At 53.3% G+C, this 25,834-nt stretch carries 30 protein-coding genes and 3 tRNA genes; 11 read left to right on the top strand and 22 right to left on the bottom strand.

Going from position 1 to position 25,834, the window contains the following annotated elements; all coding sequences use genetic code 11:
- Positions 1–991: hypothetical protein (locus tag WC488_00565; protein MFA5076905.1), on the bottom strand; the 991-nt coding region annotated here is incomplete at its 3' end.
- A 356-nt stretch (positions 992–1,347) separates the two neighbouring features.
- On the opposite strand from WC488_00565, the gene WC488_00560 reads away from it, so the two are divergent.
- Positions 1,348–2,130, top strand: coding sequence for a hypothetical protein (locus WC488_00560; protein MFA5076904.1), 783 nt, complete (start codon positions 1,348–1,350; stop codon positions 2,128–2,130).
- Between the two features lie 3 nt (positions 2,131–2,133).
- Here WC488_00560 and WC488_00555 read toward each other — a convergent pair whose 3' ends face one another.
- A complete protein-coding gene (locus tag WC488_00555; protein MFA5076903.1) occupies positions 2,134–2,532 on the bottom strand; it encodes a hypothetical protein in 399 nt (132 codons plus the stop codon).
- A gap of 102 nt (positions 2,533–2,634) precedes the next feature.
- Here WC488_00555 and psmA point away from each other — a divergent pair, with 102 nt between their 5' ends.
- Positions 2,635–3,342 carry an archaeal proteasome endopeptidase complex subunit alpha gene (gene psmA / locus WC488_00550; GenBank protein ID MFA5076902.1) on the top strand — a complete coding sequence of 236 codons (708 nt, stop codon included), beginning with the start codon at positions 2,635–2,637 and terminating at the stop codon, positions 3,340–3,342.
- Between the two features lie 148 nt (positions 3,343–3,490).
- Here psmA and WC488_00545 read toward each other — a convergent pair whose 3' ends face one another.
- Both WC488_00545 and WC488_00540 read right to left on the bottom strand, forming a co-directional pair.
- Positions 3,491–4,549, bottom strand: coding sequence for a hypothetical protein (locus tag WC488_00545; protein MFA5076901.1), 1,059 nt, complete (start codon positions 4,547–4,549; stop codon positions 3,491–3,493).
- A 30-nt stretch (positions 4,550–4,579) separates the two neighbouring features.
- The gene (locus WC488_00540) at positions 4,580–5,122 is read right to left on the bottom strand and encodes a hypothetical protein (protein MFA5076900.1); all 543 of its coding nucleotides are present in this window, start codon (positions 5,120–5,122) and stop codon (positions 4,580–4,582) included.
- A 69-nt stretch (positions 5,123–5,191) separates the two neighbouring features.
- Between WC488_00540 and pyrH the strand changes: the two genes are divergently transcribed.
- Positions 5,192–5,878 (top strand): UMP kinase, encoded by a 687-nt coding sequence (gene pyrH, locus WC488_00535; protein MFA5076899.1) that lies wholly within the window; start codon positions 5,192–5,194, stop codon positions 5,876–5,878.
- A 24-nt stretch (positions 5,879–5,902) separates the two neighbouring features.
- Here pyrH and WC488_00530 read toward each other — a convergent pair whose 3' ends face one another.
- The 8 genes from WC488_00530 to WC488_00495 all read right to left on the bottom strand — a co-directional run bounded on the left by WC488_00530 (position 5,903) and on the right by WC488_00495 (position 11,368).
- Positions 5,903–6,388 (bottom strand): hydrolase, encoded by a 486-nt coding sequence (locus WC488_00530; protein ID MFA5076898.1) that lies wholly within the window; start codon positions 6,386–6,388, stop codon positions 5,903–5,905.
- 51 nt (positions 6,389–6,439) lie between these two features.
- Positions 6,440–6,808: a type II toxin-antitoxin system VapC family toxin gene (locus WC488_00525; GenBank protein MFA5076897.1), complete on the bottom strand. Its 369-nt coding sequence runs from the start codon at positions 6,806–6,808 to the stop codon at positions 6,440–6,442.
- On the bottom strand, positions 6,792–6,998 hold the full coding sequence (locus WC488_00520; GenBank protein MFA5076896.1) for a hypothetical protein: 207 nt from the start codon (positions 6,996–6,998) through the stop codon (positions 6,792–6,794). Before WC488_00520 ends, WC488_00525 begins: the two co-directional genes overlap by 17 nt.
- A gap of 73 nt (positions 6,999–7,071) precedes the next feature.
- Positions 7,072–8,724: a hypothetical protein gene (locus WC488_00515; protein ID MFA5076895.1), complete on the bottom strand. Its 1,653-nt coding sequence runs from the start codon at positions 8,722–8,724 to the stop codon at positions 7,072–7,074.
- The gene (locus WC488_00510; protein ID MFA5076894.1) at positions 8,721–9,803 is read right to left on the bottom strand and encodes a hypothetical protein; all 1,083 of its coding nucleotides are present in this window, start codon (positions 9,801–9,803) and stop codon (positions 8,721–8,723) included. Before WC488_00510 ends, WC488_00515 begins: the two co-directional genes overlap by 4 nt.
- Before the next feature lie 147 nt (positions 9,804–9,950).
- On the bottom strand, positions 9,951–10,256 hold the full coding sequence (locus WC488_00505) for an MscL family protein (protein ID MFA5076893.1): 306 nt from the start codon (positions 10,254–10,256) through the stop codon (positions 9,951–9,953).
- A 222-nt stretch (positions 10,257–10,478) separates the two neighbouring features.
- A tRNA-Ala gene (locus WC488_00500) sits at positions 10,479–10,550 on the bottom strand.
- Positions 10,551–10,591: 41 nt separating this feature from the next.
- Positions 10,592–11,368 (bottom strand): slipin family protein, encoded by a 777-nt coding sequence (locus tag WC488_00495; protein ID MFA5076892.1) that lies wholly within the window; start codon positions 11,366–11,368, stop codon positions 10,592–10,594.
- Positions 11,369–11,458: 90 nt separating this feature from the next.
- On the opposite strand from WC488_00495, the gene WC488_00490 reads away from it, so the two are divergent.
- Positions 11,459–11,616: transfer RNA gene (locus tag WC488_00490), tRNA-Gln, on the top strand.
- 81 nt (positions 11,617–11,697) lie between these two features.
- Positions 11,698–11,824, top strand: a tRNA-Leu gene (locus WC488_00485).
- A gap of 84 nt (positions 11,825–11,908) precedes the next feature.
- On the opposite strand, the gene WC488_00480 is transcribed toward WC488_00485, so the two are convergent.
- From WC488_00480 to pth2, 5 genes are all read right to left on the bottom strand, one after another.
- On the bottom strand, positions 11,909–12,688 hold the full coding sequence (locus WC488_00480) for a hypothetical protein (GenBank protein ID MFA5076891.1): 780 nt from the start codon (positions 12,686–12,688) through the stop codon (positions 11,909–11,911).
- Positions 12,689–12,754: 66 nt separating this feature from the next.
- Positions 12,755–13,324 carry an HAD-IA family hydrolase gene (locus tag WC488_00475; GenBank protein MFA5076890.1) on the bottom strand — a complete coding sequence of 190 codons (570 nt, stop codon included), beginning with the start codon at positions 13,322–13,324 and terminating at the stop codon, positions 12,755–12,757.
- A 4-nt stretch (positions 13,325–13,328) separates the two neighbouring features.
- Positions 13,329–13,868, bottom strand: coding sequence for a VTT domain-containing protein (locus tag WC488_00470; GenBank protein MFA5076889.1), 540 nt, complete (start codon positions 13,866–13,868; stop codon positions 13,329–13,331).
- Positions 13,869–13,872: 4 nt separating this feature from the next.
- On the bottom strand, positions 13,873–14,388 hold the full coding sequence (gene dcd / locus WC488_00465; protein ID MFA5076888.1) for a dCTP deaminase: 516 nt from the start codon (positions 14,386–14,388) through the stop codon (positions 13,873–13,875).
- A 58-nt stretch (positions 14,389–14,446) separates the two neighbouring features.
- Complete coding sequence (gene pth2 / locus WC488_00460) at positions 14,447–14,794, bottom strand: peptidyl-tRNA hydrolase Pth2 (GenBank protein MFA5076887.1); 348 nt, start codon at positions 14,792–14,794, stop codon at positions 14,447–14,449.
- Between the two features lie 73 nt (positions 14,795–14,867).
- Between pth2 and WC488_00455 the strand changes: the two genes are divergently transcribed.
- Both WC488_00455 and WC488_00450 read left to right on the top strand, forming a co-directional pair.
- Positions 14,868–15,884, top strand: coding sequence for a DNA double-strand break repair nuclease NurA (locus tag WC488_00455; protein MFA5076886.1), 1,017 nt, complete (start codon positions 14,868–14,870; stop codon positions 15,882–15,884).
- Positions 15,885–15,888: 4 nt separating this feature from the next.
- Positions 15,889–16,014 carry a hypothetical protein gene (locus WC488_00450; protein MFA5076885.1) on the top strand — a complete coding sequence of 42 codons (126 nt, stop codon included), beginning with the start codon at positions 15,889–15,891 and terminating at the stop codon, positions 16,012–16,014.
- Here the strand turns inward: WC488_00450 and gatD are convergent.
- Positions 16,011–17,336, bottom strand: coding sequence for a Glu-tRNA(Gln) amidotransferase subunit GatD (gene gatD, locus WC488_00445; GenBank protein ID MFA5076884.1), 1,326 nt, complete (start codon positions 17,334–17,336; stop codon positions 16,011–16,013). The two genes, WC488_00450 and gatD, sit on opposite strands and share 4 nt — an antisense overlap.
- Before the next feature lie 61 nt (positions 17,337–17,397).
- Between gatD and purB the strand changes: the two genes are divergently transcribed.
- On the top strand, positions 17,398–18,720 hold the full coding sequence (gene purB, locus WC488_00440; GenBank protein MFA5076883.1) for an adenylosuccinate lyase: 1,323 nt from the start codon (positions 17,398–17,400) through the stop codon (positions 18,718–18,720).
- Between the two features lie 12 nt (positions 18,721–18,732).
- On the opposite strand, the gene gatE is transcribed toward purB, so the two are convergent.
- Positions 18,733–20,505, bottom strand: a complete 1,773-nt coding sequence (gene gatE, locus WC488_00435; GenBank protein ID MFA5076882.1) for a Glu-tRNA(Gln) amidotransferase subunit GatE — start codon at positions 20,503–20,505, stop codon at positions 18,733–18,735.
- A gap of 81 nt (positions 20,506–20,586) precedes the next feature.
- Between gatE and WC488_00430 the strand changes: the two genes are divergently transcribed.
- Positions 20,587–22,212: a flippase gene (locus WC488_00430; protein ID MFA5076881.1), complete on the top strand. Its 1,626-nt coding sequence runs from the start codon at positions 20,587–20,589 to the stop codon at positions 22,210–22,212.
- Here WC488_00430 and WC488_00425 read toward each other — a convergent pair.
- The 3 genes from WC488_00425 to WC488_00415 are packed head-to-tail and all read right to left on the bottom strand — an operon-like array spanning position 22,204 to position 24,219.
- On the bottom strand, positions 22,204–22,668 hold the full coding sequence (locus tag WC488_00425; protein MFA5076880.1) for an HAD family hydrolase: 465 nt from the start codon (positions 22,666–22,668) through the stop codon (positions 22,204–22,206). The genes WC488_00430 and WC488_00425 overlap by 9 nt on opposite strands.
- Positions 22,658–23,221 (bottom strand): SIS domain-containing protein, encoded by a 564-nt coding sequence (locus WC488_00420; protein ID MFA5076879.1) that lies wholly within the window; start codon positions 23,219–23,221, stop codon positions 22,658–22,660. The genes WC488_00425 and WC488_00420 overlap by 11 nt, the downstream gene beginning before the upstream one ends.
- Positions 23,212–24,219 carry a hypothetical protein gene (locus WC488_00415; GenBank protein MFA5076878.1) on the bottom strand — a complete coding sequence of 336 codons (1,008 nt, stop codon included), beginning with the start codon at positions 24,217–24,219 and terminating at the stop codon, positions 23,212–23,214. Before WC488_00415 ends, WC488_00420 begins: the two co-directional genes overlap by 10 nt.
- A gap of 66 nt (positions 24,220–24,285) precedes the next feature.
- Between WC488_00415 and WC488_00410 the strand changes: the two genes are divergently transcribed.
- Both WC488_00410 and rfbF read left to right on the top strand, forming a co-directional pair.
- On the top strand, positions 24,286–24,954 hold the full coding sequence (locus WC488_00410) for an NTP transferase domain-containing protein (protein ID MFA5076877.1): 669 nt from the start codon (positions 24,286–24,288) through the stop codon (positions 24,952–24,954).
- A gap of 34 nt (positions 24,955–24,988) precedes the next feature.
- Complete coding sequence (rfbF, locus tag WC488_00405; GenBank protein ID MFA5076876.1) at positions 24,989–25,753, top strand: glucose-1-phosphate cytidylyltransferase; 765 nt, start codon at positions 24,989–24,991, stop codon at positions 25,751–25,753.
- The last annotated feature ends 81 nt before the right edge of the window (positions 25,754–25,834 follow it).

The following is a 25,834-nucleotide window of genomic DNA, read 5'->3' as shown; positions in this document are numbered from 1 at the left end:
CGTCAACGGGGGGCGGGGTTCCGTTGTCTGCGTCCGAGTTGTTGACGTTGTCCCATACGCGCATGTTTATCTCGCTTGCCGCGGACGTGTCAGCGTCAGTTTCATAGCACTCGCCGCCGGTGTAGCCGTCTGCCGCAGTCCAGGTGCTTCCATCAGTGTAGTATTCGCAGGTGGATTCATTGATTCCTGAGCCGCTGTCGCTGGCTGTAGCGGATATGTTGGAGAGTATTGAAACATAACGCATGCTCCCGTTGAAGTAGGATGGAACTATGGAAACCGTTCCAATAACCGGCGCGGTGTTGTCCAGAATCACGCTGAACGTGGTGGTGTCGTTGTTCACTCTCATGTTGTCGTAGCAGGTCGCTGTTGCCGGATTGAAGGTCGCGGTGCTGGATGTGGTCCAGTTATAGTTAAGCAGGTAGGGGACGCTGTATGCGTAGTCTCCGTTGGAAACCGTGCCCGGGAAGCTTACGTAGTAGATTCCTGAGTCGTCGTCGGCAGCATCAACGGTTACGTTGAAATCGCCGGCTGATATGTTATTATAGTATATCGTAGTGCCGGTGACATAAGCATAAGCTGAAAGCTCGTCTATGGCTGAAACGTCGCAGGTGCTTGGAGGCGATATATCAAGAGTTACGTTGGCTGGCGATTCGCCGGTGCCGTTCGCGTTGGTGGCCTGGACGCGTATGGTATCGAGCGAAGGGGCTTCATGGAGGTCGGCATTGGAGTCGTAGCAGAGCAGATGGATGTTGTTGTACTCGTTCATCAGGTGCCAGCCGGCTATGCCTATTCTTGGATTGTAGTGACAGGAAGTGACGTTCGGGTCGCCTCCGGCAAGTTCAAATGAGGCGAATACCACCTGTCCGGTGGCGTTGAACCCGCTCACGTATACCGTGCCCACAGTGGGTGCATCGGCGAAAAGCGCGCCCGCGAAGAACGCGAACACGAGCAAAGCTGTCAAACCAGACTTCCAAGTTGAGTTTCCATCCATTCATACCACCATCGTTTCAATATCAGGCCGCACAGAAGCAATGCTTCAAGCGCGGCAATTGCGCAGAATCATTCGTCCAACGCATCGTTCCACAGAAATCACGCCAGCTCTATGTGCAGAGACCGGCGGATAAACAGCTTTTTCCATTACACTTTATAAATGTTCTGCATCAGGGAAAACGCATTTTTACGACGTAGAATTACCTAAAATTTACCAAATCCCACACACGCGCAGGGCGAAAAGCGGAGTATAAAGGCGCCGAGGAAAAACTCCTGGAGATGGATGATTTGCGGACTATTGCAAGCCGATGGCCGGGCGGAATTAGGCTTTTAAATTATGTGCGCATTTATTCCGCCATGGAACGCATGAAGCTCGCGAAGAGGCGGGAAGCTTTTGCTGTAAAGGAACGAGAAAAAAGGAAAAAATTCAGCGAAGCGCATGCGCCCGGGAATGCAATGGAGGGGAACATAAAGCAGGCGGAAATCGCGGAGATGATATTGAATACGAGGGCGCTGGCGAGGCGCAGGATTCTGAAGCAATTGAAATTCAATCTGGAGCTGAGCGAAGAGCTCCTGAAAGTGAACGAATGGACCGTTGAAAGGAGCATGGTGGACCCGCACAGGAGCGTCACGCGCATAACCAACGGGCTTTCCTTCAACGGGAACGAGGGGGCGTTCGAGACTTCGGACCTCGCGGAGCGCGCGAAGGGCATGGAGATTCCTGATTACGAAATGGTTTGCGGATGCGCGATAAAGAGGGGCGGCAGCCCGGAGCAGAGCGTGCTCGTGCTGGCCACTCCGACGCACCTGGACATATACTCGCTCAACGGGAGCGGGGAAATAGAAAGCTCCAGGGCTGAGCTCGGCGGGCTGGAGGTAGGGAAGAAGGTGCGCGTCGTGGTCGCGAACGCGGAGCAGCCCACCCCTTTCGGCAAGGGGATTTACTTGGGGGTGGTGGACGAGAACGTGTACGAGGGGATATCTTCCGCAATCAGGAATGCGCTTCCGCGCATGCGTGGAGGTTCGGTGAAAACTTCGCGCAAGCTCCGAAAAGCGAAGCGCGGGCCAGGGAGGAAGGAGAAGCGTGGACCAAGGGGAAACGTGAAAAAAAGCCCTGCGAAATCCAGGAAGAGGAAATGATTGCTAGTTCTCTGAGATGCTGAACATCCGGGCCCTTGTTTCTGATTTCCAGCCGTTGGATTTCTGCGCAGGCACGAAAAGCGCCATGAGCATTTTGCGCCCGGAGTTATGGGCCGGGATTGGCTCGGACTGTGCCTGGCGGGCCAAAGAAGCCGCATGGGCTGGATGGGCGCCGGAGGCCGGGCTGTGTGCGGGTTTTTCCGGCTGGATTGAATCAGAACGCTCTTCTTCCTGGCTCTCTTCTTTATTTTCTGCATTATAGTATATGAAGGCGGCAGCCGCGATTGCCAGAAGTATCGCGAATGCGGAAATGCACAATGCCGGAAGCGCGAGCTGCTCCAGTGTGTAGGCGAAAGCCAGCGGAACGAAAAGTGATGCGTAAAGCAGATGAACAAGCCGCATTATTACCTCCCGTTCAGCAATAAGAATGAATAGATTTATATATGAAATAGGTTCACAATACCGGTGAAACTAATTTAGGAGTGAGATTAACGAGGTGAATTTATGTACGGGGTTTCTCCGCAGGCATACGACCGGGCCATCACTGTGTTCAGCCCGGACGGCAGGCTGTTCCAGGTTGAATACGCAAAGGAGGCAGTGAAAAGAGGCGCAACCGCGATAGGAATAGTCGCGAAGGACAGCGTCGCGCTCATAGCGCACAAAAGCACTTACAGCAAGCTCATAGTGCCGGACTCGCTCAAGAAGGTGTTCGACATAGATTCGCACATCGCCTTCACGGCTTCCGGGCTCATCGCGGACGCGAGGAAGCTGGTGGATACAGGGCGCCTGGAGGCGCAGAAGCACAGGCTGAGCTACAGCGAGCCGGCACCCGTGGAGACCATTGCGAGGGACATCTGCGACCTCATGCAGGTTTACACGCAGTACGGCGGGATAAGGCCGTTCGGTGTTTCCCTGCTCATAGCTGGTTATGACGACAGGCCGAGGCTGTACGAGGCCGAGCCTTCAGGGGCGATGACCGGGTTCAAGGCCGATTCCATAGGGAGCGGGAAAAAGGAAGTGGACGAGATTCTGGAAAAGGGGTACAAGGATGGCATGGGCCTGGACGATGCGATAGGGCTCGCGCTCAACGCGCTCAAGAAGACCAGCGAGGAGAAGCTCCAGGGGGAAAACGTGGAAATCTCCTATGTCGAAGGGAGCAGGAAGAAGTTCGTGACGATGAGCGAGAAGGAGATCGCGAAGTTCCTGAAATAGCATTTCTTTTTCTCTTTTAGCCTTATTTCCTGTTTTTTCCGGACCTTTTTTTCTATTTTCCCTTGTCTTTTTATCTTTCTCATCCTTTATCTCTTGTCTTCAGCTTGCCTTGCTCCTGCACTCACCCGTTTCTTTTTTCCGGCAAAATCTAGCTGGTCAAAATTGAGTAGGTGTAGCCGTCCGTGACTATTTTCACCACATTGGTTGATTTGTTCTGGAAATTAGTGTAGTAGGTGATGTTCCTGAGCTTGAGGCGCTCGGTCAGCGAATAGCGCTCGTTCGCAGGGTCGAAATGCGAGCCGGTTATTATCGCGGACTGGGGCTTCACCTTCACCAGGAACACGTCTATCTGCGAGCTCCCTGTCCCAAGGCCGGAATTCGGTATCTGGAGCACGTTGCACGCAGGGCTGTAGTCCGGAGCATTGGCTATCAGGGTTTGCGCGCCGTAGGCTATGTCCCCGGTGGTCATGAGCGAGAAGTTCCTGTCGGTTATCTTGAGCACTATGCCGTCGTTGTCTATGGACTTGAAGCGCGCGTCGCCGTCCCGGGGGTTTATCACCAGGATGTTTATTCCATTTATGCTGATGTTCTGGAGGTACTTGGATTCCATGGATTTCCTGCTTTCGCTCTTGGCCTTCTGGACTGCCGCCGCGTAGGCGGAATCCCCGCCGTCGTAGCCTGTCCAGAGGAACATTTCCACATCTATGTGGTCCAGGAGCGTGTCCATCCCTCCGTAGTTCTCGGGCCGCGCATGCGTGGAAACCAGGAGATCTATATCATCCACGCCTTTTTCCCTCAGGAAGTTTACCAGATAAACGGCGCGCTCCTTCGGGCCTGCGTCTATGAGTATGTCGGCATCCCCTTTTTTCAGGAGTATCGCCTCGCCCTGGCGCTCATTGCTCGCGTTGGGGGACCAATCCTTTATGTACGAGACGTTTATGAAATAAACCGCGAGCGTCTGGTTCGGGTTGAAAGTGTAATCGGGTATGCTCCTGTTCGCGGTCGTGTTGGTCTCGTTTTGGGTGTTGTTTATCACTATCACGTTTTCGCCGGTTATTATCGTTTCCGTTTCCATGGTAACGGTGAACTGGCTCACGTTCACATGGGTAATGGTGATGTTCTGCTGCGGGGGCTGGTCCGGAGGCGTCCCAGGGCAGCCGGCGAGGAGAATGAGCAGCGCCGGAAGGAGCAGGAGGAGTTTTTTCATGTTTTCACGGTCCTAAATCATTTAAAAAATTTATAAAAGTTCGCCTCTGGCTTGTTCTATCTGCATCCTCGCGACGTCCTGCTTCCTCCTGAAATCCGGAAGGAGCGCGGACGAGAACTTGAGCGGCAAAAGCTCGTCGTAGATTTTTTCCATGAGCCCGAAGAAGTACTCAGCGTCCTCGCGCTTCCCTTTCCGCAGGGACTCGTACATCTCGCGCTTGAGCTCGCCCATGCAGTCCAGGAGCCCGCTCAGGTAGGATTCAGGAGTTACGCCAAGGTCGGTGCTGGAAGGAAGCTCTTTCCGCTCTATCGCAAATAGAAGTATTCGCGCCTCGGCGTACTCCTGCATTATGTGGTGGGAGTCCATGCCGTGTTCGGAAACCAAAGCCGAGAGGGCGCGCATCTCCTTCTCCGCTGAATCCAGGAGCTTCTTCGCCTCTGCGGGCTTTCCGGCGTGCATCTCCTTGATGGAATTCGCGGTGGTGCGCACTATCTCCCTGTTCTTCCTTATCAGCTCGTCGAGAACTGCCTCTTTTTTTATCAGCGCTTTTTCTATGTCCTTTATGTCAAGCATCAAAACACCTGGATAGGTTAAGGCCGGCAAACGTTTAAAATATGGGCGAACAAATAAACGCGTGATTGCATGGCTGAATGGATAGTTCTTTCTCTTGGAGGGGGCATAATAAACCCCGAAGGCACGCCGGACGCGGAATTCGTGAAGAAGCTGGTGAAGGTTCTTGCTGAAAGCAGGCTGAATTTCGGGATTGTCACAGGGGGCGGGAGGACCGCGAGGATTTACGCGCAGGCGGCGCGCGAGCTGGGCTCGAACGAATTCGAGGCGGACGAGATAGCGATTGTGAGCACCAGGCAGAACGCCGCGCTGATTAGAGGCGCGCTCGCAGGGCACGCGCACCCCAAAGTGATCACGAATTTCAACGAGGCGCGCAACGCTGCGATGGACCACAGGATCGTGGTCATGGGCGGGACCATCCCCGGGATAAGCACGGACACTGATTCCGCTTTGCTTGCAGAGGCGCTGCACGCGAAAAGGCTCGTGAACATGAGCAACGTGGATGGGATTTACGATTCGAACCCGAGGAACAACCCCAAGGCTAAGAAGTTCCAGAGGATGAAGTACGCGGAGCTGATTGAATTGGCGACAAAGGGGGATTCGCGCAGGGCAGGGGAGAACTTCGTGTTCGATTTGCTGGCGTGCAAGCTCATCGCGCGCTCCAAAATCGAGGCCCATTTCGTGAATGGAAGGAACCTTGAGGACGTGAAGAAAGCCATTGAAGGAAAATCGCACAACGGAACTGTCGTGAAGGAATAGAACTATTTCGATTGGGGCAAATCGTCAGACCTGCATTAGAATTACAGTGTAATTCTTGCCGTAGTGCTTTGCGCAGTTCGGGCAGGTGGTGTAGAAGAAATACGTTTTCTTGGGCTCCTCCTTTTCCGATTTTGCGTATTCGTGCATTTCGGCAATCCATTTGCCCATGTCCTGGTAAGGGCCTTCGAAAACTTTCGAGAGGAACGTTCCGGAAATCTTCACCATGTTCGCGCCCGGGACTTCCTTGGAAGTTGCGATGTACACGTCGCTTCCGAAAATGGAATTCTCGTCCGAGAGCATGAGCGGCTTGGGAGAAAGCGCGTCCGCCTTTTGTATCATTTCCATGTTCTTCACGATTACCTGGCCGAAATTCAGCGGGATGTGAAAAATGCTTAATACGCGGTCCTTGAGGAACAGCTTGTTCTTCCAGGTTATCCGCTTTTTGTCCCAGGGTCCGGGGTCGAACCGCGGGCAGCATCCGGTTTCCGCATCTTCGTAGAGTTTTTCCATAGCAGCACCCGAAGTAGGATGGAAATGCAAAAATATAAATGCGTGTTTTGTTCAATCCAGGAAATCTATTCCGTCCTTGCCGCGGAAATGCTGGTCTCCGGTGAGCAGGTTGGAACTCCTGGACCGGGCGCACGCGTATATTAGGGCATCCACTCCAGGCAGCTTCTCTTTCTCCTTGAGCTCGGCCGCAAGCAGGGAAATCTCCTTGGTGATGTCTATTATACTGCTGCGGGACATGATGAAATCCGCCCTGTCCGCGAAAGGTTTTCCCTCACGGATGTATTTTGAAACTATTTCCATCAGGCAGATGGAAGGCGTGAATATCTGCCCTGTGTCATCCACAATGCGCCTGACGCGTTCCCCTTTCGTGCTCCCGGAAAAATATTCTATCCAGGCATAGCTGTCAAAGGTCACGCTCATGGTGGTCCCTCAGGTCCCTGGTTCCTGCTTTCTGCAGCCATTTGTCCTTGGCGAACATGTCTTTCTGATTCTCAGTGAACATATGCTCGAACAGGTACTCGTTTATGCCTTTGGAGACGTTCCTTTTCCCGAACTCCCGCACCAGCATCTCGTAGACGTCTTCGCGGAGAAGCACTGTGGTTTTGAGCATACACATCACCATATATGGTTACGGCGAAAAGATTTATATGGCTTGCGCTAGGGGACTGAGGGTCAAAAATTGTTTATTCCATCAGCTTCTCCACGAGGAGCGCGTAGACCGGCCTGGAGAGCATGAATCCGAGCAGTGAGCCTATTATGGTGGAGAGCGCGAACCCGATTATCTCTACCATGCCGCTGAAAAGCAGGGGCAGCATTGCAACAACCGCGACAGCGACGTTGGTCGTTATGATGTCAAACGCGTGCGAGAGCTTTTCCTCGTGGTTCTTCCCGTCCTTCTTCGCCAGTTCGTCGGTAATGACTATCTGCGAATCCACTCCGACTCCTAGGGCCGCGAGGATTCCGGCCATGCCCGCCAAATCAATTGTGAACGAGCCGAGCAGGGAAACGAGTATTATGAGCTCGGAAATGCTCACCGCGACTATGGGGAGCACGAGCTTCCAGTGCCTGTACCGCACCGAAACGAAAAGGGATATCGCGATTATGGATGCGAGTATGCCCAGGAGGCTGAGCTGGAGGAACTGCTGTCCGAGCGGCGCAGGGATGGAGGTCCTGCTGCCCAATGAGATTTGGACCGGAAGCGAGCCGCCTTTCAAAATCGAGGTGATTTTTTTCACTTCGTTCTGCGCGTTCACCGCGCGCTCGGTGCCCACGCCCTGAGCCGCGCCTGTTATGGAGTATCCGTAGGAAGGCACGCCGTTGGTCACTCCGGCGGAGAGGCGGGGCGCTGAAAGCAGCCCTATCGCGGGCCACTGCTCCATCGCCGAGTCGCGGGCCGAAGCGCCGGTCCTGAACACCGGCTTTATGTCCTCGACTTCGGTGACGTTGAAGCCGAGCGAGCGTATTTTCTCTTTGGTGGAATTGTCCAAGTTCGCGGAAACCAGGGCCTTAGTGCCGTTCGCGGTCGCGTTGTAGCCGAAATCGTCCAGTATGAAAAGCTGGATGTCGTCCCCGTCGAGCCGCAGGGACTTGTTGGCCATTTCCAGCACGTCCTTGTCCGCGATGGTCTTGCCTCCCTTGAGGTCCTCCAGGGAGATGAAAATCGCCGCGTCCTTGGGCCTGTCGAGGAACATGTACAATGGGTACTCTGCTTTCCCCTTCACCGTCTGGGCGAACGCGTCAGCGCCGCTCCTGGTGACTGAGAATCCCACGCCCCAGTCAGCTCCGCTCAGCTGGGTCGCGGATATGGAGTATATGGTTCCAGGAAGTATGTCCTCGCCGCTAAGCGCGACTTTACCGTCCACTATCCCTTCGAAAACACCCTGGTGCCTCAGGACATCCTCTATGCTCTTTATCAGGTTCTCGTCCGTGCCCGGAACCTCCACGTCTATCTGCGAGGTTCCGACCGCGCGGACCTTCACTTCCGTAAGACCGAGGACCGAGGCCCTGCTCTTTATTATTTGCACCATTTCGGTCATGGTGGACTCGCTCACTGAGTGCTCGAGCACCACTGGTATCCTGGTTCCCCCTGAGAAGTCTATCCCGAATTTCACGCCGTTGAACGCGACGTTGGCCAATGAAAGCACTATCAGGAGCGCTAGGGAAAGGAAGCGCGCGTTCTTGTTCTTCCACACGGTGGAGAAAGTCCCGAAAAGGAAGAACGCGAACAGGAGTATGAGCCCGGAGTATTTGGAATAGAGCAAAGTGCCGCCTAGGAAGAGCGCGAAGAGCGCGAGCAGGAGCTGGTTCCTCCTTTCCTTGAGCAGGTCAGCTATCATAATTTTCCCTCCACGTGAAGCAGGAGCACGACCGCGTTTATGCACCATGTGGCGAATATGTCGCCGAACAGGCCCGCGAGCGCGACTCCCGAGATTTCGGAATAGATTGCGATGTGCGTGTACATGCTTATCAGGTAAAGTATGAGGAATGAGAAGAACGCGGTGACGCTCATCGTCACGCCGGTCTTCATCGCGTCGAACGCCTTTTCCCTGGGGTCCCCTGCGCGCTTGAGCATCCTCATCGTGAGCAGTATGTCCGTGTCCAGCGAAAAACCTAGGATCATCAGCAGGGCTGCGAAGGAAGCTAGCGTGAACGGGATTCCCAAGAGCCCCATCGCGCCCAATGCGATGAACACGTCGCACAGCGCGCCAGTTATGACCGCGATGCTGGGTATGAAGTCCCTGAAAAAGATGAATACCAGGATGGTGGTGAGGATTGCTGCTATTGCCGCCACGTTGAGGGCGTTGGTTATGAACTGGGCGCTAAGCGCCGGGCTGACGCTCTGTATGCTGAACGAGCTGTATTTCACGTATTTGTCTATTGACTTGGAGATTGTGGATTTGTAATTGTCGTAGACTGAACGGTAAGAAGCTGAAACAGCGGACTTGAGCGCGTTCAGGTTTTCGAAATCCCCGGCATTCGTGTCGTTGCCTGCGAGCGCGAATAAGGAATTGGAAATGTTGTTCAGGTTCTTCCGCTCGTCAAGGTATTGGCCCATGTACGAGGAATTGGCGTTCGCCTGGGCTTCCAGCCTGGAAACCTCTTCCAGTTTTGTGTTGAACAGGCCTATCAAGGAATCCGCTTTCACCAAATCCGGATTCTGCGGGATTTCCACCTCGGCTTTTTCCCCGAATGAGGTGGTGTACACTTTCACGGTTCCTGAGAGGCCTTCCAACGCGAGGCTGTTGCGCAATTGGTCCGCGTCCACGTGCTCCTCCAGGTCTATTATGATGAGGGTTCCTCCCTGGAAGTCCACCCCGAGCTTTATCTGCGGAATGAAGAACGCCGAAACGGCCAGGAGTATGAGCGGGAATATTATCAGCCTGCGATAATCGCCCTGGTATATGTTAGGAATCATCCAGCATCACTGATGAATAGATGTATAGAAGTAAAATGTTTTGGATGTGCAGATTTAAAAAAGCATGCCAGAAATTTTAGCAAAAATTTTTGGGCATTTGTAAATGAGAACCGCGTTCGAATTTACAAATACAACAAAAAAGGAAAATTATTTCTTTGTCACTTTCTCCTCCTTGAGCACCATCTTCGCGATGATGAACACCACGAATGCCATTATCAGGAAGTTTATGAGCGCGCTCAGGAAGTCGCCCCATTTCAGGAGCAGCGGCCCTAGGGCGAGAGTCGCGGTTTTCCAATCGCCATTCGGGAGCACTATGCCTACAAAGGGCATTATCAGGTCGTCAACGAGCGCCTTTATGAGCGTGTTCGTGGCCACGGCCATGATGAAAGCCACTGCAAGCCCCATCACCTTGTATTCATGCAGAAAATCCTTGAATTCCTGAATCAATCCCATAAATCCACCCAAGCAGGATAAACAGATATAGAATATATAGTTTTCTTTTTGGGGGATTGCCTCGACGTTTCGAGGCAAATTGTGGTCGAAATGCAATTCAAGCCGTTTTTCTTTTAGGGGTGAAACCCTCAGCCCCTTTTCTTTTCCGGAAAAACCGAAGGTTTTTACGGCGAAGCGGTCGAATAGTCGACCGCTGAGTCAAAAGAAAAGGGGATATGGGTATGGACTGGGAGGGATTTGAACCCTCAGCCTCATCGATGCGAACGATGCGATCTGCCGTTGATCTACCAGCCCGAGAAATAGTAGTATAATAGGAATAAAAAAGAATAAAAGGGCTATTGCTTTTTCTTCATGCCCGTAAAGCCCTTTATCGCTTCCAGCAATTCAATCGGAGTCACGAAAACCACCGAGTTGCCGTCGAACGCCGCGACGTTGGAAATCGTGAGGAGCGTCTTTAGGTGCAACCCGCCCGGAGTGCTGGCAAGCATCTGCGCGGCCTTCGCCACCTTTTCCGATGCCATGAGCTCGGCCTCGCTCTCTATTATCTTGGCCCGCTTCTCCCTCTCGGCTTCGGCCTGCCTCGCCATTATGCGCTTCATGTCCGCTGGAAGCTCGATGTCCTGGATTTTTATGTTGGTGACGTCGATGCCCCATTCCGTGGTTTCCTTGTCCACTATTATCTTTATCTCGTTCGCGACTTCGTCGCGGTTGGAAAGCACGGCGTCCATCTCCTTGCTGCCTATCACGTCCCTCAAAGCTGTTTGCGCGTATTGGGAAACGGAATAGTGGTAATCCTGTATCTGGAGCACCGCTTTCTCCACGTTTTCCACCTTGAAGAATACGACGCCGTTAACGCCCATCGGCACGTTGTCCTTGGTCATGACTTCCTGCTTGGGAATGTCGATCGTGAGTATCCTCGTGTCCACCTTGCGCATGCTCTGTATCAGCGGGATGATGAAATTTATCCCGGGGTTCGCAATGCCTGAAAACTTTCCTAGCGTGAACACTATCCCGCTTTCGTACTGCATCACTATCTTTATTGAAGCGGCCGCAATCGCCAGAGCGCCTATTGCCACCACGGGCGCGCAACCAACAAGGACTTCCCATGCCATTCGAACACCTCCAATACAAATCGTAATTGCTGCTTATTGTAGATGGGGGCGGGATATATAAAAACTTTTGCAGAGTAAGTCATCTGCAATAGCCCCGTAGTCTAGCGGTCAAGGATACGAGGCTCTGGACCTTGTGACACCGGTTCGAAAGACAGGGGGTTTTATTTTGTTTGAAAGGAACCCCCTTATTCCTGGATACCCCCGTTCGCTTATCGGCAGCGGGAGTAGAGAAAATCCGGTCGGGGCTATTGATATTAACCTCAAAGATAGTTTTTCTTTGGGGTAAAGACCTCAGACCTTTCTTTTTTCTAAAAAGAAAGGGATATGGTGCAGGGATGGCGGAGCCCGGTCAAACGTGCCAGATTCAGGGTCTGGTGCTCTAGCAGCTGCGCAAGTTCAAAAGCTTTGGTCTGGCGACCAAAAATTGCCAGCAAGCTGACAATCTTGCTCCCTGCATTTTATTTTTAAAATGAAGGAACTTTTGGCAACAGCCAAAATGACTCCTGCACTTTTTTCTTTTCAGGATTAGGGGGCGGGCGCTCATTTGCCCAGTACTTCTTTAAGCCCGTGCATCAATACTTCGACTTCAGAATCGGGTTGTATGTCAACTCTTTTCGGAATCCTGCTTGACGTGGAATCCGGAGGTTTTTGTTCGGATGATTCGGGCACCATGGATTTGGCGATGGGCTGCAAAAATACGAGCCAGAACCTTTCTTTATCCGGATGGTCCGCAAGGCTTATGAGATTCCAGTCAAATGCACATCTAGTTGCAATGCGTATTCCTTCGGTGGGTGGCCGCTTGAGCGTGCGAAGCTGATTTCCGGTTGCCGCCTTGACTGTGGCCAAACGAGAGCCTGGATGCACAGCTCCCTCGCCCATGGCCCCTTGAATAAAATCTTCCACCGTAATGATGGCTTTTGAATTTCTGGGGCTTACAACGGTGCCTTCACCGCTGCCCGATAAGGAAGGAATGAATTGAAGGGCAATGCCTTTAACCCCGAAGGCGCTTCCGGGTATCTGCATCCACGGGAAAATCCAGCCTGTTATCGGGTCTATTATATCCACGCCCTTTTCAAAAGCGCCATAGGGCTTTGGAAAAACTACGACTTCAAACGTCCATATCGGTTGGTCTGTTTTGAGAGCGCCCGGAATCTTTACGAGCGTTTCATCTATCTTCCGGCTTATGAATTGGGCCGGATTCACGGCGAGCATGCTGTCAAGCAGCGGATGGAGAATCAGCGGGCCGTGTTTAGGGGTGCTATTGTAGCCCTCTCTGTAAGTGCCTGGATCTTTTCTAGTTAGGCTACGTTTTGCGTCCATCCACCCACAAAAAGATATATGGGGGAAGAACTTAAAAAACTATATTTTAACACGCTTCGGCAGGATTTATTCAATTTGCGGGAATGCGGAATCCGGCTTCACTATGAGCGTTCTTACGCCTGCGGCTTTTCCTGCAGGTGCGTCGCTCGTCTCGCTGTTGCCTATGAAAACAGCTTCTTCTTTTGCGATTCCGAACCTGTCCAGGATTCTGAGGAGCATCTCCGGGCCGGGCTTTGTTTCATGAACGTCGTCCCTGCACACTATTAAGTCGAAAAACTGCGAGAGCCCAGCGAGAGCCAGCGCCTTCTCCGCGGTTGCGTGGGTGTTGTTCGAGGCTATCGCGAGAAGCATGCCGCGCTTCTTCATTTTTTTCACGAAACTCTCGGCTTTCGCGTAGCGCACGACGCCGGATTTTTCAATTGAAGAGAGTTCGTGCCTGCGCCATATGGAATCCACTTCCAATTTGCGCTCAGGCGTGCTGGAAACTGCGGAGGAGAGCGGGATTACCTGGTCGGAAGGGTTGAACGCGGCGCCCTGGCTTCTGCCGTATTCAATCACTTCTGCCATTACTTTCTCCCAGTCCGCTGGAATGCGGAGCAGGGTTTCGTCCAGGTCCAGGATTACTAATTTGGGCATGCGGTCACATCAGCCCGAAGGCTCCGAGAATCTGGATTCCGAAATATGCAAGCAGGGTGAACCGCAGGATTTTTCCCAGCACCACTGCCAGAAGGAAGCGCCAGAGCGGAACGTTAAGGATTCCTGCGGCGACTCCGGCTATGTCGAAAAAAGGATTGGGCAGGAACGACACGATGAATAAGGTGGGGAACTCGGCTTTCACTATCCATTTTTTATGTTCCTCGAAAAATGCGGTCTTGTCGCCGCCGATCAGGTATTTTCCTCCGCGCCCGGCAAGGTAGCCGCTGAGCTCGCCAATGCCCGAACCCAGGCCGGCGGATATGCCAAGGAGCAGAGGGTTGAAAGATTGGGCAAGCGAGAACACCAGGATCCAGGATGGGACAGGGAGAAAAATTGTCGCAGACGCGAAGACGGAGAAAAGGAAAACGCCCACGTAGCCAAACGGCGCGAAGTTCTGGGCGAGCCAGGGACTGAGCAGAAACGAGAAAAACGCCAATAAGGCTGCGAGCAGGATTTCGGCTGCGCCCTTCCATTTTTCTTCCATGCGCTCACTGGTTTCTCGCTATGCTTCCGAATTTCGCGTAGGGCTTCGAGCTCGGGCTCTTCAGTTCGTGGAAAACAATCTGGGAGAGGCGCATTCCCTTGTGCAGGACTATTGCGAACGGGGCTGAATTCAGTATTTCAAGGATTTGGTGGTTGCTGGAGCCGGGCTGCACTATCGCGGACGTGATGTGCACTGAGAGGCCCATGCGCGCGTACCTGCTCCTGCCTTCGAGCTTGCCCATTATGTTTGCCGGTAGCGTGATTTTCTCCAGGGTTTCCGCGAGCACAATCTGCCCCGGCTCCAGGATGGCGTAATCCGCATGCACTTTTTCAACTGCCTCACGGAAAGGCACTTTTTCCAAGTCCACCTGGGCTCCGAGGAGCTTCTTCTTGAAGAATTCCCATTTGCCTGAAAGGGTGAGGTCCACGCTCGCGGTTCCGAGCTGCTCTTTCCTGAAAGGCCGGATTTTTATCGCGCCCTTGCGCATGTACGCCATTATGTCCTTGTCGGAAAGTATCATGGATGGATTAGGCGCCAAATGATTAAAAATAAGCCCGTGGAGGCAGCGAAAGCACGCATCAGAGGAGCTTGAGCTTTCCCACTATCTTGTCTATGTCTGATGAAGGTGCGGGGCCGATGGCGAAGCATGTGGCGCTTCCGCTTTCTATTTGTGTAAGGCCTGCATCCCTTATTATGGAAACCGGAAGCCCTGCGTCCTTGGCGTGCTGGAAATACAGGAAAAGCTCTTTTTCGTCCTTCACTTTCAATACTATCTTCTTCATCCCCTCGTCAATCCATTTTTCCGCGATTGAATGGTCGGTATGCTCTACATCTATATAAGAGGAGAGCGAGGCGTGCGCGACCTGGGCGCTTGCCTTGCCTTTGCCCATCTCCAAATCAGTGCGCACCACTATCGCCTGCTTCAAATCCGAATTTTTTGCCCTGAGGGAATCGAGAATGCCCATAAGGGTTAATAACTTATAATCGGAATTTAAAACTATGCTCGAAAAAATCAAGGCCGCGGCTGAGCACATACGTGCGATGGAGGATGAAATCAGGGGGAAAGCCGCGAAATTCAGGGTGGCAAACCACGTTTTTGTCGAGGCGCTGGAAAAGGAGCTTGTGCATCCGCTCAAGGAAGTGAAAGTGGATGGATTGGTGGGCGCTGTGGATGGCGGTTTATTGGCCCAGGAAATGCACGGGACGGATTTGGTGATTGCAAGGGCCGCGGCTGCGCTTTTTGATTACAACAATTCTGGTCTGGTTTCGCACGAGTACCTGCCCAACGCGTTCCCGGAGCCGGATTACGAAATAAAGTTGGGATTGGATGAGCGCGAGGTGATGGCGTTCAGGTCGCTGTTCAGGCTAAGGAAGGAAATCGAGTGCGCGATTGATGCGATTGAGAAAAAGAGTCCGAAGTTCATGCTCATGGACGGCTCGCTGGTTCCGCTCCCTTCGGACAAGCCTCCGGATGACAGTGACATTGCGTATGAGTATCACAATCTGGTGAGATTGTACAGAAAACTTTTTGAGAGCGCGAAGGAAGGGAAATGCGAAATGGTGGGAGTGATAAAGGACAGCAGGGCGAAAAGGTTCGTGGATATAGTGAGAGCGGAGGTGGACGTGCACACTTCGGATTCTGTTTTCCTGAGCCATTTGCTCAGGGAAGGGGAGCGCACTTTCGCTTTCAAATATACTGCGGATGCAAAGAGGCACTCGGTGCTCAGGGATTTCGGGGAATACGGGTCTGCGCTGAACGCGATGTACCTGAAGCCCGTGGAAGGGGACAGGCCGCTCAGGGTGGAATTCTTTTCCCCTGATTTCAGCGGGATTGCGTCGTTCGTGTATTCGCTTTCCAGGATAAACAGGAGCTACGCGTATCCTGCGGTGCTCATCGAGGCGGATTTGAGGGCTGCGCTTGACCCGCTGGAGCTGGAGAGGGCGCAGAAGAGCCTTGCGATGCAGAGCGGATTCGGGATGATGCCACTGAGAAGAAATTCAAGGCCCTTTAGATGATTGGATGGGCCAGAAGCAGGAAAAACCTGACAAAAAAATAATTAAGCTAAAGAAGCTGGCAGGCACATTCAAATCAAAGAAGAGCACGCAAAAGATCATGCGTGAAATAGATGGCGGATGGAAAGGTTAGATATCAATGAATTTTTCCTCGTAATTCGTGCGCTCGCTTATTTCCCCCGCGATGTTTTTCATCATCAGCTCCTTCACTTTTTCCATCTTCTTCTCTTTCCCGAGAACCCAGCTCAATTTGACGAACGCGGTTTCAGGAGTCCAGTCAGCGCCGTTGCCTATGACCCCCGCCTGCTGGAGCGCGCGGCCTGTCGAGTAGATGTCCATGTTTATCCTCCCGTAAATCGTCTGGGAGCTCATCACGGTCGGGATTCCGGAATCAATAAGTGATTTCACTGCGGGAACAAGGCTTTTGCTCATTTTGTCGTTCCCGAGGTTTGCAGGCATGTGTCCCAGGCCGGTCCCCACGAGCACCAAACCGTCATATTCGGAGAACGCCTCTACAAGTTTAGGGTCTATGCCAGGGTGCATGTAAAGCATTCCCACTTTATCAGAGAAGTGGTTGTGCATCTCAAGCTTTCTTTTCTCGTCGCGCCTGCTGTAATCCTGGATGAGCGGCTCGACTTTGCCTGTCTTGTAGTCTGCTTTTGCGAGCGGCAGGGAGTTTATGGACTTGAACGCGTCCCTGCGGGAAGTGTGCATTTTCCTCGCCTTTGTTCCCAAATGGAAATAGGAGAAATCGTCGCTGGAATTAGCGTGCATGCATATCCCCGCGTGCGCGATGCCGGATTTCGCAACGAGTGCCGCGTTCAGGAGGTTCTGCTCGTTGTCGCTGCTCGGCCGGTCCGCAGAACGCTGGGAGCCCACGAACACTACTGGAACCGGGAGATTTTGGAGCGCGAAGCTCAGCGCGGCTGAAGTGTAATGCATCGTGTCCGTTCCGTGCATGAGCACGACGCCCTTGGAGCCCTGCTTGATTTCTTCTGCGACAGCTTCTGCGGCTTTCTTCCAGTGCCCCACTGTCATGTCTTCGGAGAGGAGCTGGAAAAGGGAAAGAGTGTGAAAAGAGGTTATTGAATTAAGGAGCGGAAAGGATTTGGAAATGTCCTCAGGGCTCAATGCAGGGGAAACTGCGCCGGTCTTGTAGTCCACTTTCGAAGAGATGGTGCCTCCGCAGCCGAGAATCGCGATTTCGCCGCGAGGATGGGATTTCTCGCTGGGTTCGGGTTTCTTTGGAGTTTTTTCTATCAGGACCATCTTCGCGCCTTCAAGAGTTATCCCTATGTTGTAGCCGGTTTCGAGCTTGAGCACCAGCTCATCGCTCTCTCCTGCGCGGGGCATGAGTATGCCTTCGTGGGTGTGGCCGGCTTTTTCAATTCTCACTAGGTCGCCTATGGAAATCCCTGCCTTCTTCAGCATCGCGGAAATCTTTGAAGAGTACATGGAATTATGTTCGTGGATTAAGCTTTAAAATGCGGTTTCCGATAAGGGAATTGGGATGCTTATGGATATCGTTTCACCTTTGGACGGAAGGTACAGGACCGGGATGAGCGGGATTTTCGGCGACAAGACGAAGCTGGACAGGTGGATGGATGTCGAAATTGCGCTTGTGAAGGCGCATGCGAAGCTGGGAAATATTCCCAGGGATGCAGTCGGGAAAATAGAGGGTGCAAAGGCCCGGGTTAAAATGGAACGGGTGAATGAAATCGAGGATGAGATTCACCACGATTTGATGGCTATGGTGAAGGCGCTCAGCGAGCAGGCAGGGGGCGCGGGTGCGTACGTGCATCTGGGGGCCACGAGCTACGATATTGAGGATACTGCCACTGCGCTCATTTTCAGGGATGCGATTGCGCAGATTGAGGAAAGGCTGAAGGAATTGAGGGTTGTGCTGAAGAAACTTGCGGTTACGCATAAGGGAACTATTTGCATAGGGAGGACGCACGGCCAGCACGCAACTCCTACTACATATGGGATGAAATTCGCGCTTTATTACCAGGAAGCAGGGCGGAATCTGCAGAGGCTCAAGGAGGCTAAAAAAAGGATTCTCGTGGGGAAGATGAGCGGAGCTGTGGGAACGATGGCGACGTTCAAAGGGGAGGGGGAGAAAATTGAGAAGCTGGTGATGGATGAACTGAAGCTGGAGCCTGCGCCGGTCGCGACGCAAATCGTGCAGAGAGACAGACATGCCGAGATTTTGGGGATATTGGCGCTCACTGCGGCTGGAGCCGAGAAAATCGCGAAGGAGCTGAGGAATCTGCAACGCACGGAGATTGGGGAGGTTGGGGAATCTTTCGGAAAAAAGCAGGTGGGTTCCTCAACGATGCCGCACAAGAGGAATCCGCACAAGAGCGAAAGAGTGTGCAGCCTTGCGCGCGTAGTAAGGGGGAATGTAGCGGTTGCGATGGAGAACATCGCGCTGGAGCACGAGAGGGACCTGACTAACTCGGCGAACGAAAGATTCATATTTTCCGAGAGCTTCATAGTGCTGGACTACATGCTGAAGGAGCTTACTGCGATACTCGAGGGCCTGGAATTTTTCCCTGCGAACATAAAGAGGAATTTGGAGCTCACCAACGGCCTGATAATGGCCGAGAGACTGATGATTGCAATTACGGAAAGAGGGATGATGGGAAGGCAGGAGGCGCACGAATGCGTGCGGGAGCTGAGCCAGAAAGCTTTCAGGGAAGGGAAACATCTCAGGGTATTATTTGCCGCGAGCGAAGCTGGGAAGAAGATGGGCAAAAAGGAAGTGGATAAGTTGTTCGATTACTCTACTTATTTGGGCGAGAGCGAAAAAATAGTTGAGCGGGCGCTGAAGGATTGAATGTAACCATAGTTACATAGACTTTATCAGCTCCGCAACCTCCTTTGAATCCACGCGCAGGCGGTACTTGGCCATTATCGCGGCCATGCTTTTGCTGTTTTCCCTTATTATTTTCCTTAGTTCCGCTCCGCTTATTTTCCGCAGCTGCTTCTCGTCAAGGGCATTTTCCAAGCTTTTTCCTCTTGCGGTTTCCTTCAGCAAATTCGGTATCGCGGCCTTCACGAAGCTCCCCTTCTGGTACTCTGCGAAAAGCGCGAGCACATGCTCCCCGCCTACTTCCACGCCCTCCCTCCTGAGCATTGTGAGCGTATCCTCCAGAGTCGCGGCTGCAAGCGTAGGCTCGATTTTCATCTCAACCAGCTTTTCGAAAACATTCAGGTTCCTGGAGCGCAGCATCCGTTCTGCCATATCCTTGTTGAGCAGCTTGAGAAGCTTCTCCCTCTTCTGCTCCAGGCTCTCGGAAGCCCCGGACCTTGTTTCATCGAGCAGTTCCGCGCTTACGCGCACCGGCGGGATGTCGGTTTCGGGATAAAGCCTCGCGCGCCCTGCAAGAGGGCGCATGAACGAGCTGGTGCCGTCCGCGTTGGCTTTCCTGGTTTCCTTCGGGATGAAATCCATCCTTGCCCGCGCAAGCGCTTTTTCCAGGGCTTTTTTTGCAACGCCTTCCTGCGCGACCACAAGCACGAACGCATCCTCTTTTTCCATTTTGAGCATCCTGCAAATATCGGCATGCTCTTTATCCGCAATTCCGTATTTTTCCATGTCCTCGTCGCTGTGTATCAGCCCTTTCACGCCAGCGGTTTTCGCATAGTCGCTCAGCTCGGTTCCGTACCTCCTGCCCAGGTTTATCTCTTTTCCGAGCAGCCCTGCGTGCCTTTCCAGCTTCATTCCAAGCACTTTCTGCCCTGAATCCAGTCCGGCTTTCAGAAGCTTCGCCTGAGTCCCTTTGAACAAATCGCTCGCGTCCAGGATTTTTCCGCTCAACTCGGCTTTTCCGCCGAATCTTTTCCCAACTTCCCTTATTGTCGCAAGCAGGGCTTCCTGCCTTTTCGCCTCGTTTTCCGCAATAAGCGCAATGGATTTCAAGTCCTGGGCGCCTTTTATCTCAACCCGCGCGCCGCCTTCCACACTCACGTTCACGTCCTGCCTTATCGTTCCGAGGCCGCGCATGACCTTCCCCGTAGCCCTGAGCATGAGCCCTATTTTCTCGGCAATTTCCCTGAGGTGCTCGGGGCTTTTTATGTCCGGCTCGGTCCCTATCTCGACCAGCGGAATTCCTAATCTATCGAGTGAATATATCGCTCTCCCCCCTTTTTTCTCAACTATGCCCGCGCTCTCCTCTTCTATTGCAACTGTGCTCACGCGCACGTCGCCGTTCTTGCTTTCCACCTTCCCGCCCATCGCGATTACCGCTGTGCGCTGGAATCCGGACGTGTTGCTCCCGTCTATCACTGTTTTGCGCATCACGTGCACTTCGTCCACGGGCCTGGATTTGAGCTGGAGCGCGATTTCAAGCCCGATGCGCAGGGCTTCCGCGTTAAGCGGATGCGGCGGCTCCTCATCAAGCTCCACGAGGCAGCAGCAGTCATCGTAAAACAGGTATTCGAAAGTCTGCTCCCTCTCGGCTTCCGCAAGGGATGTTTTGTCCACCTCGCCCATCTCGCTGTAAACCGGGTGGAGCGTGCGCACGACTTTTTTGGGCTCGCCTCTGCCCTCTTTCGCTGGGCAGCTGCAGAAAAGCTTGTGCGTATCCAGCCGCTGGTGGATTTCAAGGCCTAGCTTCATGAGAATGACCGGAAATAAATATTGAAGAAATTTAATAAATAGAGGTGGAGAAGTGAAACCAGATTGTAAAAAGGTAGTGCGATGGCGCTCGAGGAACAAAAAACGGTCGTGAAGGGCACTGTGTGGGGCCTTGTCGGCAACCTGTTCTTCAAAATCATCTCTTTCGTTTACCTTATGGTGTCCACGCGCCTGTTCAGCCAGCAGGACATAGGCACTTTCTACCTCGGACTGGGCTTCATAAGCATACTCGGGATTTTCGGGGATCTGGGACTGTTCGCGGCCTTCACACGCTTCATACCGTACTATATGGGGAAAGGCGAGAAAAAGAAGGCATATGCGCTGCTGAGGGGCGCATACTGGTTCGTCACTTTCTTTTCGGTGCTCATGGGCATTCTCATAATGATAGGGGCGCCCTACATCGCAGAGAGCGCCGGGAATCCGGACCTAGAAATAGTAATGCAGGTGCTCGCGTTCTTCGTGCTCGTGAACAGCCTGCTCAACCTGAACAGCTACTCGCTCCTGAGCATGAAGAACGTGCGGACGCAGGTCCTGCTTTCCAACAGCCAGCACGCCCTCAAGCTCGTGCTCACTGTGTTGCTTTTCGTTTTCATCGGCTCCAGCGTGCTGAGCCTCACCGCTGCTTATGTGGCTTCGTTCGTGCTCGCGGCCCTCCTCTCTTTCTGGTACGTGAAGAAGATGATTGATGAGAGCGGCATAGCCTCGGAAGTCAGCTTGAAAGACCAGGTGGAGGCGCTGAAGGAGGCGGTCCCTTTCGGAGCCGTGCTCTCGGTCATAACAGCGATGTGGATCCTCATCTCGTCGAGCGACAGGATAATGCTGGGATACATGATAGACCCCTCAAAGGCCGCGGGCGTAATAGCGGTGTACGCAATGGCTACCACGCTCGGAGGGGTGGTCTCCATATTCCCGTCCGCGCTAGGCAACATATTCCTTCCGATAATATCCGAGCTTTATGCGAAGGGCAAGAAGAAAGAGATGCTTGAAAGCTCGACGTTCGCGACGCGCTGGGTGCTCATACTCATGGTTCCGGCGGCGATGCTGCTCATATCGCTCCCGAAAGAGATACTCGTGCTTTTCTACGGCTCTGCGTATGCATCCGGGGCGCTTGTGCTCTCCATCTTCACAATAGGGGTGTTCCTCAGGACCGCGAGCACGGTTCACAGTTCGGTCCTTGCGGCGATGAGGCTGATGAAAGTGGAACTGGGAATCGCGGTGTTCGGAGCGCTCCTCAACGTGGTTCTCAATGTCCTGCTCATACCCGGCTACGGGATGGAGGGCGCGGCGTTCGCTTCAGCAATCGCCCTTATCTCGGTTTCGCTCCTGCTGATTTACTATTCCAGAAAGTTCGCGGGCGGCACTTTCCTAGCCGGCAGCGTGCGCCCCTTCCTTGCCGCCCTCCTGGCCCTGGGCGCTTTCCTCCTGCTGAAGGATTATTTCGCGGTTTTATTCGGGTTCAGCGTCCCTCTTCCGGCTGAAATAGCTTCCAGCCCGGCTTTCCAGAAGGTATGGCAGTTCGGAGTCCTGGGAATTCTGTTCCTCGTTTGCTGCGCCATTTATTTCGTCTTCCTCTCGCTCCTCAGGGCTTTCGGAAAGGAGGACATAGAGCTCCTGCGCTCTGCTTTCAGGCGCGTCGGCATGAAGGACTCGCACGTGGAAATCGTGTGGATGCTCATGCGCTCAGAGTGAGAAATTAAGGAATTTCGCGACCGGAAGCGATATTTTCACTCCAGCCCTTTTCCCGGCCTCCAAATCGTTCTCTGAGTCCCCGACCATGATTGACTCGGGCAGGTCGATGTTGAATTTCTCCGCCGCTTCCAGGATCATGCCTGGGTTCGGCTTCCTCCGCGGGTCTTTTTCATCAGGATGCGAAGGGCACATGAAAATACCGGTTATTCTTACGCCCGCGATTTCGAGCAGCTTGAGCATCTTCGTATTAACTGCATCATACTCCTCTTGCGTTATAAATCCGCGCGCGATTCCAGACTGGTTGGTTATTATTATGACGAGGTAATTCTTGCGCTGGAACTCCAGCATTTTCCGGATTACGGGCATTACGAGCCCCACTTTCGCAGGGTCGCTTATATAGGGCACATGCTCGATTATCGTCCCGTCCCGGTCCAGGAAAAGCGCCTTATTTTTCATCTTTGAACTCCCTGTCCAGAATCGCGCATATCTCGTGTATGCAGAATATGTGGCATTCCTGTATGCGGGGCGTGCTGCTCGAATCAACAATTATCGCGATGTCCGCGAGCTTCGCCGCGTCCCCTCCGCCTTTTCCTGAAAGCAGGATGTTCTTCAGCCCTTTTTCCCTCGCCTTTTCCATCGCAAGTAGAATATTCTTGGATTTCCCGCTCGTGGTGATGGAAACCAGCGCGTCCCCTCTGCTCCCGAGCGCTTCAACCTGCCTGCTGAATACGGAATCAAAGGAAAAATCGTTCGCCCACGCGCTCATCACGCTTGAATTCGTGGTGAGCGCATATGCGGGAAGCGCCTTTCTTCCCCTGTCTTCAAATGTGCACACCAATTCAGCCGCGAAATGCTGGGCGTCGGCTGCGCTCCCTCCATTGCCCGCAATAAGTATCTTGTTCCCGCGCTTCAGCGCGTCCGCAAGCGCCGCGGAGCATTCAACTATTTCCGCCCCGCTGATTTTTTCCAGCGCCTCCGCGAGGCCCTTCTTCCCTTCGCTCACGCCCATGTCGCCGCACCCCTTTTGTCTATGCTCAGGAATATGGGCGAGAGCCCAAGCTCGAGCAGGTAATAGTAAACGTCAAGAGTTTTGTTCTCCTCGCACAGGACGAACATGAAGCCCCCTCCGCCTGCGCCGCTTATCTTCCCCCCGATGACGCCCTTCTCCTTCAGGTGGGCGTAGAGCGAATCAATTTCCGGGGATGAAATAGAATCCGAGAATTTCTTCTTCTCCATCCAGCCCTCGTCGAGAAGTCTCCCCACCCCTTCAACGTCGCCGTTCAGGAGCAGCTGCTTCATCTCTCTTGCAATCTCCCTGCTCCTGAGAAGCGCGTCTATCGTCTCCTTCTTCTTTTCCATCACGTTCGCTATCTGCCTTTCGAGCACGGCCCCGGAGGCGTCCCTAGGCATGTAATAAAATATTATTATCCTGCTTTCCATCTCCATCGCGGTCCTGTCATCCATTCTGAGCGGGAAAACGTCCACGCCCTTCGAAGAGAATTCCAGGTAGTTTATCCCGCCGAAGGCGCTCACGTACTGGTCCTGCTTGCCCCCGATGTTGTTGAGCTCCTCGCGCTCCAGCCGCCACGCCTCCTCGGCAATCCTCTTCCGGGTCATGCTCAGGGATTCGGCCTGGTTTATCGCTGAAAGCAGCGCCACGAACGCCGATGCCGATGCGCCGAGACCAGAACGCCTGGGCGCGTCAAGAAAGAAGGAAATTTCCATCCCCTTGCTGCTGTGCAGGTAGTTCTTTATCGTCGCCTTGAGTATGTCAACCTTCCCGTCTTCCACAAGCTCGCGCTTCTCGTTGTACTGGAGCCCCGGAATGTATTCCGAGGACTTGAGCACTATGCCGCTGTCTCTCTCGATGAGCGTCACGTAGGCGTACTTGGAAATCGCGGTGTTGAGCACCGCGCCCCCGTACTCGTCGCTGAACGGGGCCACGTCAGTGCCTCCGCCTGCGAAGCTTATGCGCATGGGTGCGCGCGATTTTATCGTCTTAACCATAAGTTTCCCCAGAAATCCGATATTAATAGCATTCGCGATTATAAATATTTGCTGAAAAACAGGATTATGCGCATTCTGTACATATTGTGCGGTGGAAAGGGCAGAAGGCTTGGTGCAATCACGCGAAAGGTCCCGAAATCGCTCATAAAGGTAAACGGGAAGGCGTTCCTTTCGCACCTCATAAGGCTTTACTCGGGCCATTTCGACAGGATAATACTGCTTGCCGGCTACAAAGGCGAGGAATTCCTCAAATTCAAGGATGACAATGTGGATGTGCTCGTGGAAGATGAGCCGCTCGGAACCGGCGGGGCCCTGATTTACATGAAGAAGGACCTCCCGAACCGCTTCTTCGTGTGCAACGGGGACACTTTCCTCTATCCGCTCGACCTCCGGGGCTTCATGTCCTTCTGCGAGAACAGGAACAGGAGCGCGCTCCTGCTCTCCAACGAGGAGAGGAAGGCGCGGGGGGCGGTCAGGACTGCGGACGGGAAAGTGGCCGAATTCATGGAGAAATCGACCGAAGGAAAGGGAAAGGTTTACACTGGCATGTGCTTCATCAGGAGGAAGGACCTCCCGGATTACGCGAAGAGGATGGAGATAAGCCTGGAAAGGGAGATTTTCCCGAAATTGGCTTATGAAGGTGCGCTGCTGGCTTATGAAACCGAATGCGCCATATACGACATAGGGACTCCCAAGGGCATAAAAAAATTCAAGGAGCTTAATCAGACTATTTAAAAAAACTCCCGCAGAACTTAGGTAGGTGGGCTATATGAAGACTATTATTCTTGCAGGGGGGCTGGGCACACGGCTGAGCGAGGAGACCAGCGTGAGGCCGAAGCCCATGGTCGAAATAGGCGGCATGCCCATCTTGTGGCACATAATGAAAACATACTCGCACTACGGCTTCAACGAGTTCGTGGTGTGCCTCGGCTACAAGGGCTACATGATAAAGGAATGGTTCGCCAACTACTTTTTGCACCGCTCGGACATCACAATAGACCTGAAAAGCAACAAGATGGAAGTGCACGACACGCACAGCGAGGACTGGAAGGTCACCCTCGTGGATACAGGATTGGAAACGCAGACTGGCGGGAGGGTGAAGAAAGTCCAGAAGTACATAGACGGTGCATTCATGCTTACTTACGGGGACGGACTTTCGGACATAAACATCAGGGACCTGGTCCAATTCCACAAAAAGCACGGGAAGCCCGCAACTGTGACTGCGGTGCAGCCGCCGGGCCGCTTCGGAGTGCTGAACATCGAGGGGGAATCCGTGAAAAATTTCTCGGAAAAGCCCAAGGGCGACGGCGTTTGGATAAACGGCGGCTTCTTCGTGCTTGAGCCTGCTGTGTTCGATTACATAAAAGGGGACGAAACCGCCTGGGAACGGGAACCGGCGGAAAAGCTTTCTGCCGAAGGGGGTATGATGGCGTACAGACACTCCGGCTTTTGGAAGCCCATGGACAAACTCAGGGACAAGAACGACCTCGAGGAGCTCTGGGTTTCCGGAAAGGCGCCCTGGAAAGTCTGGTGATTGCATGGACAAATTCTGGAACGGAAAGAACGTGTTCCTCACGGGGGCCACCGGGATGGTGGGGAGCCATATCGCGGAGAC

This window comes from Candidatus Micrarchaeia archaeon (genome assembly GCA_041650355.1).
GTDB lineage: Archaea > Micrarchaeota > Micrarchaeia > Anstonellales > Bilamarchaeaceae > JAHJBR01.
Note: the sequence above shows the minus strand (reverse complement) of the source record. Positions and strands in the feature narration are given on the sequence as shown.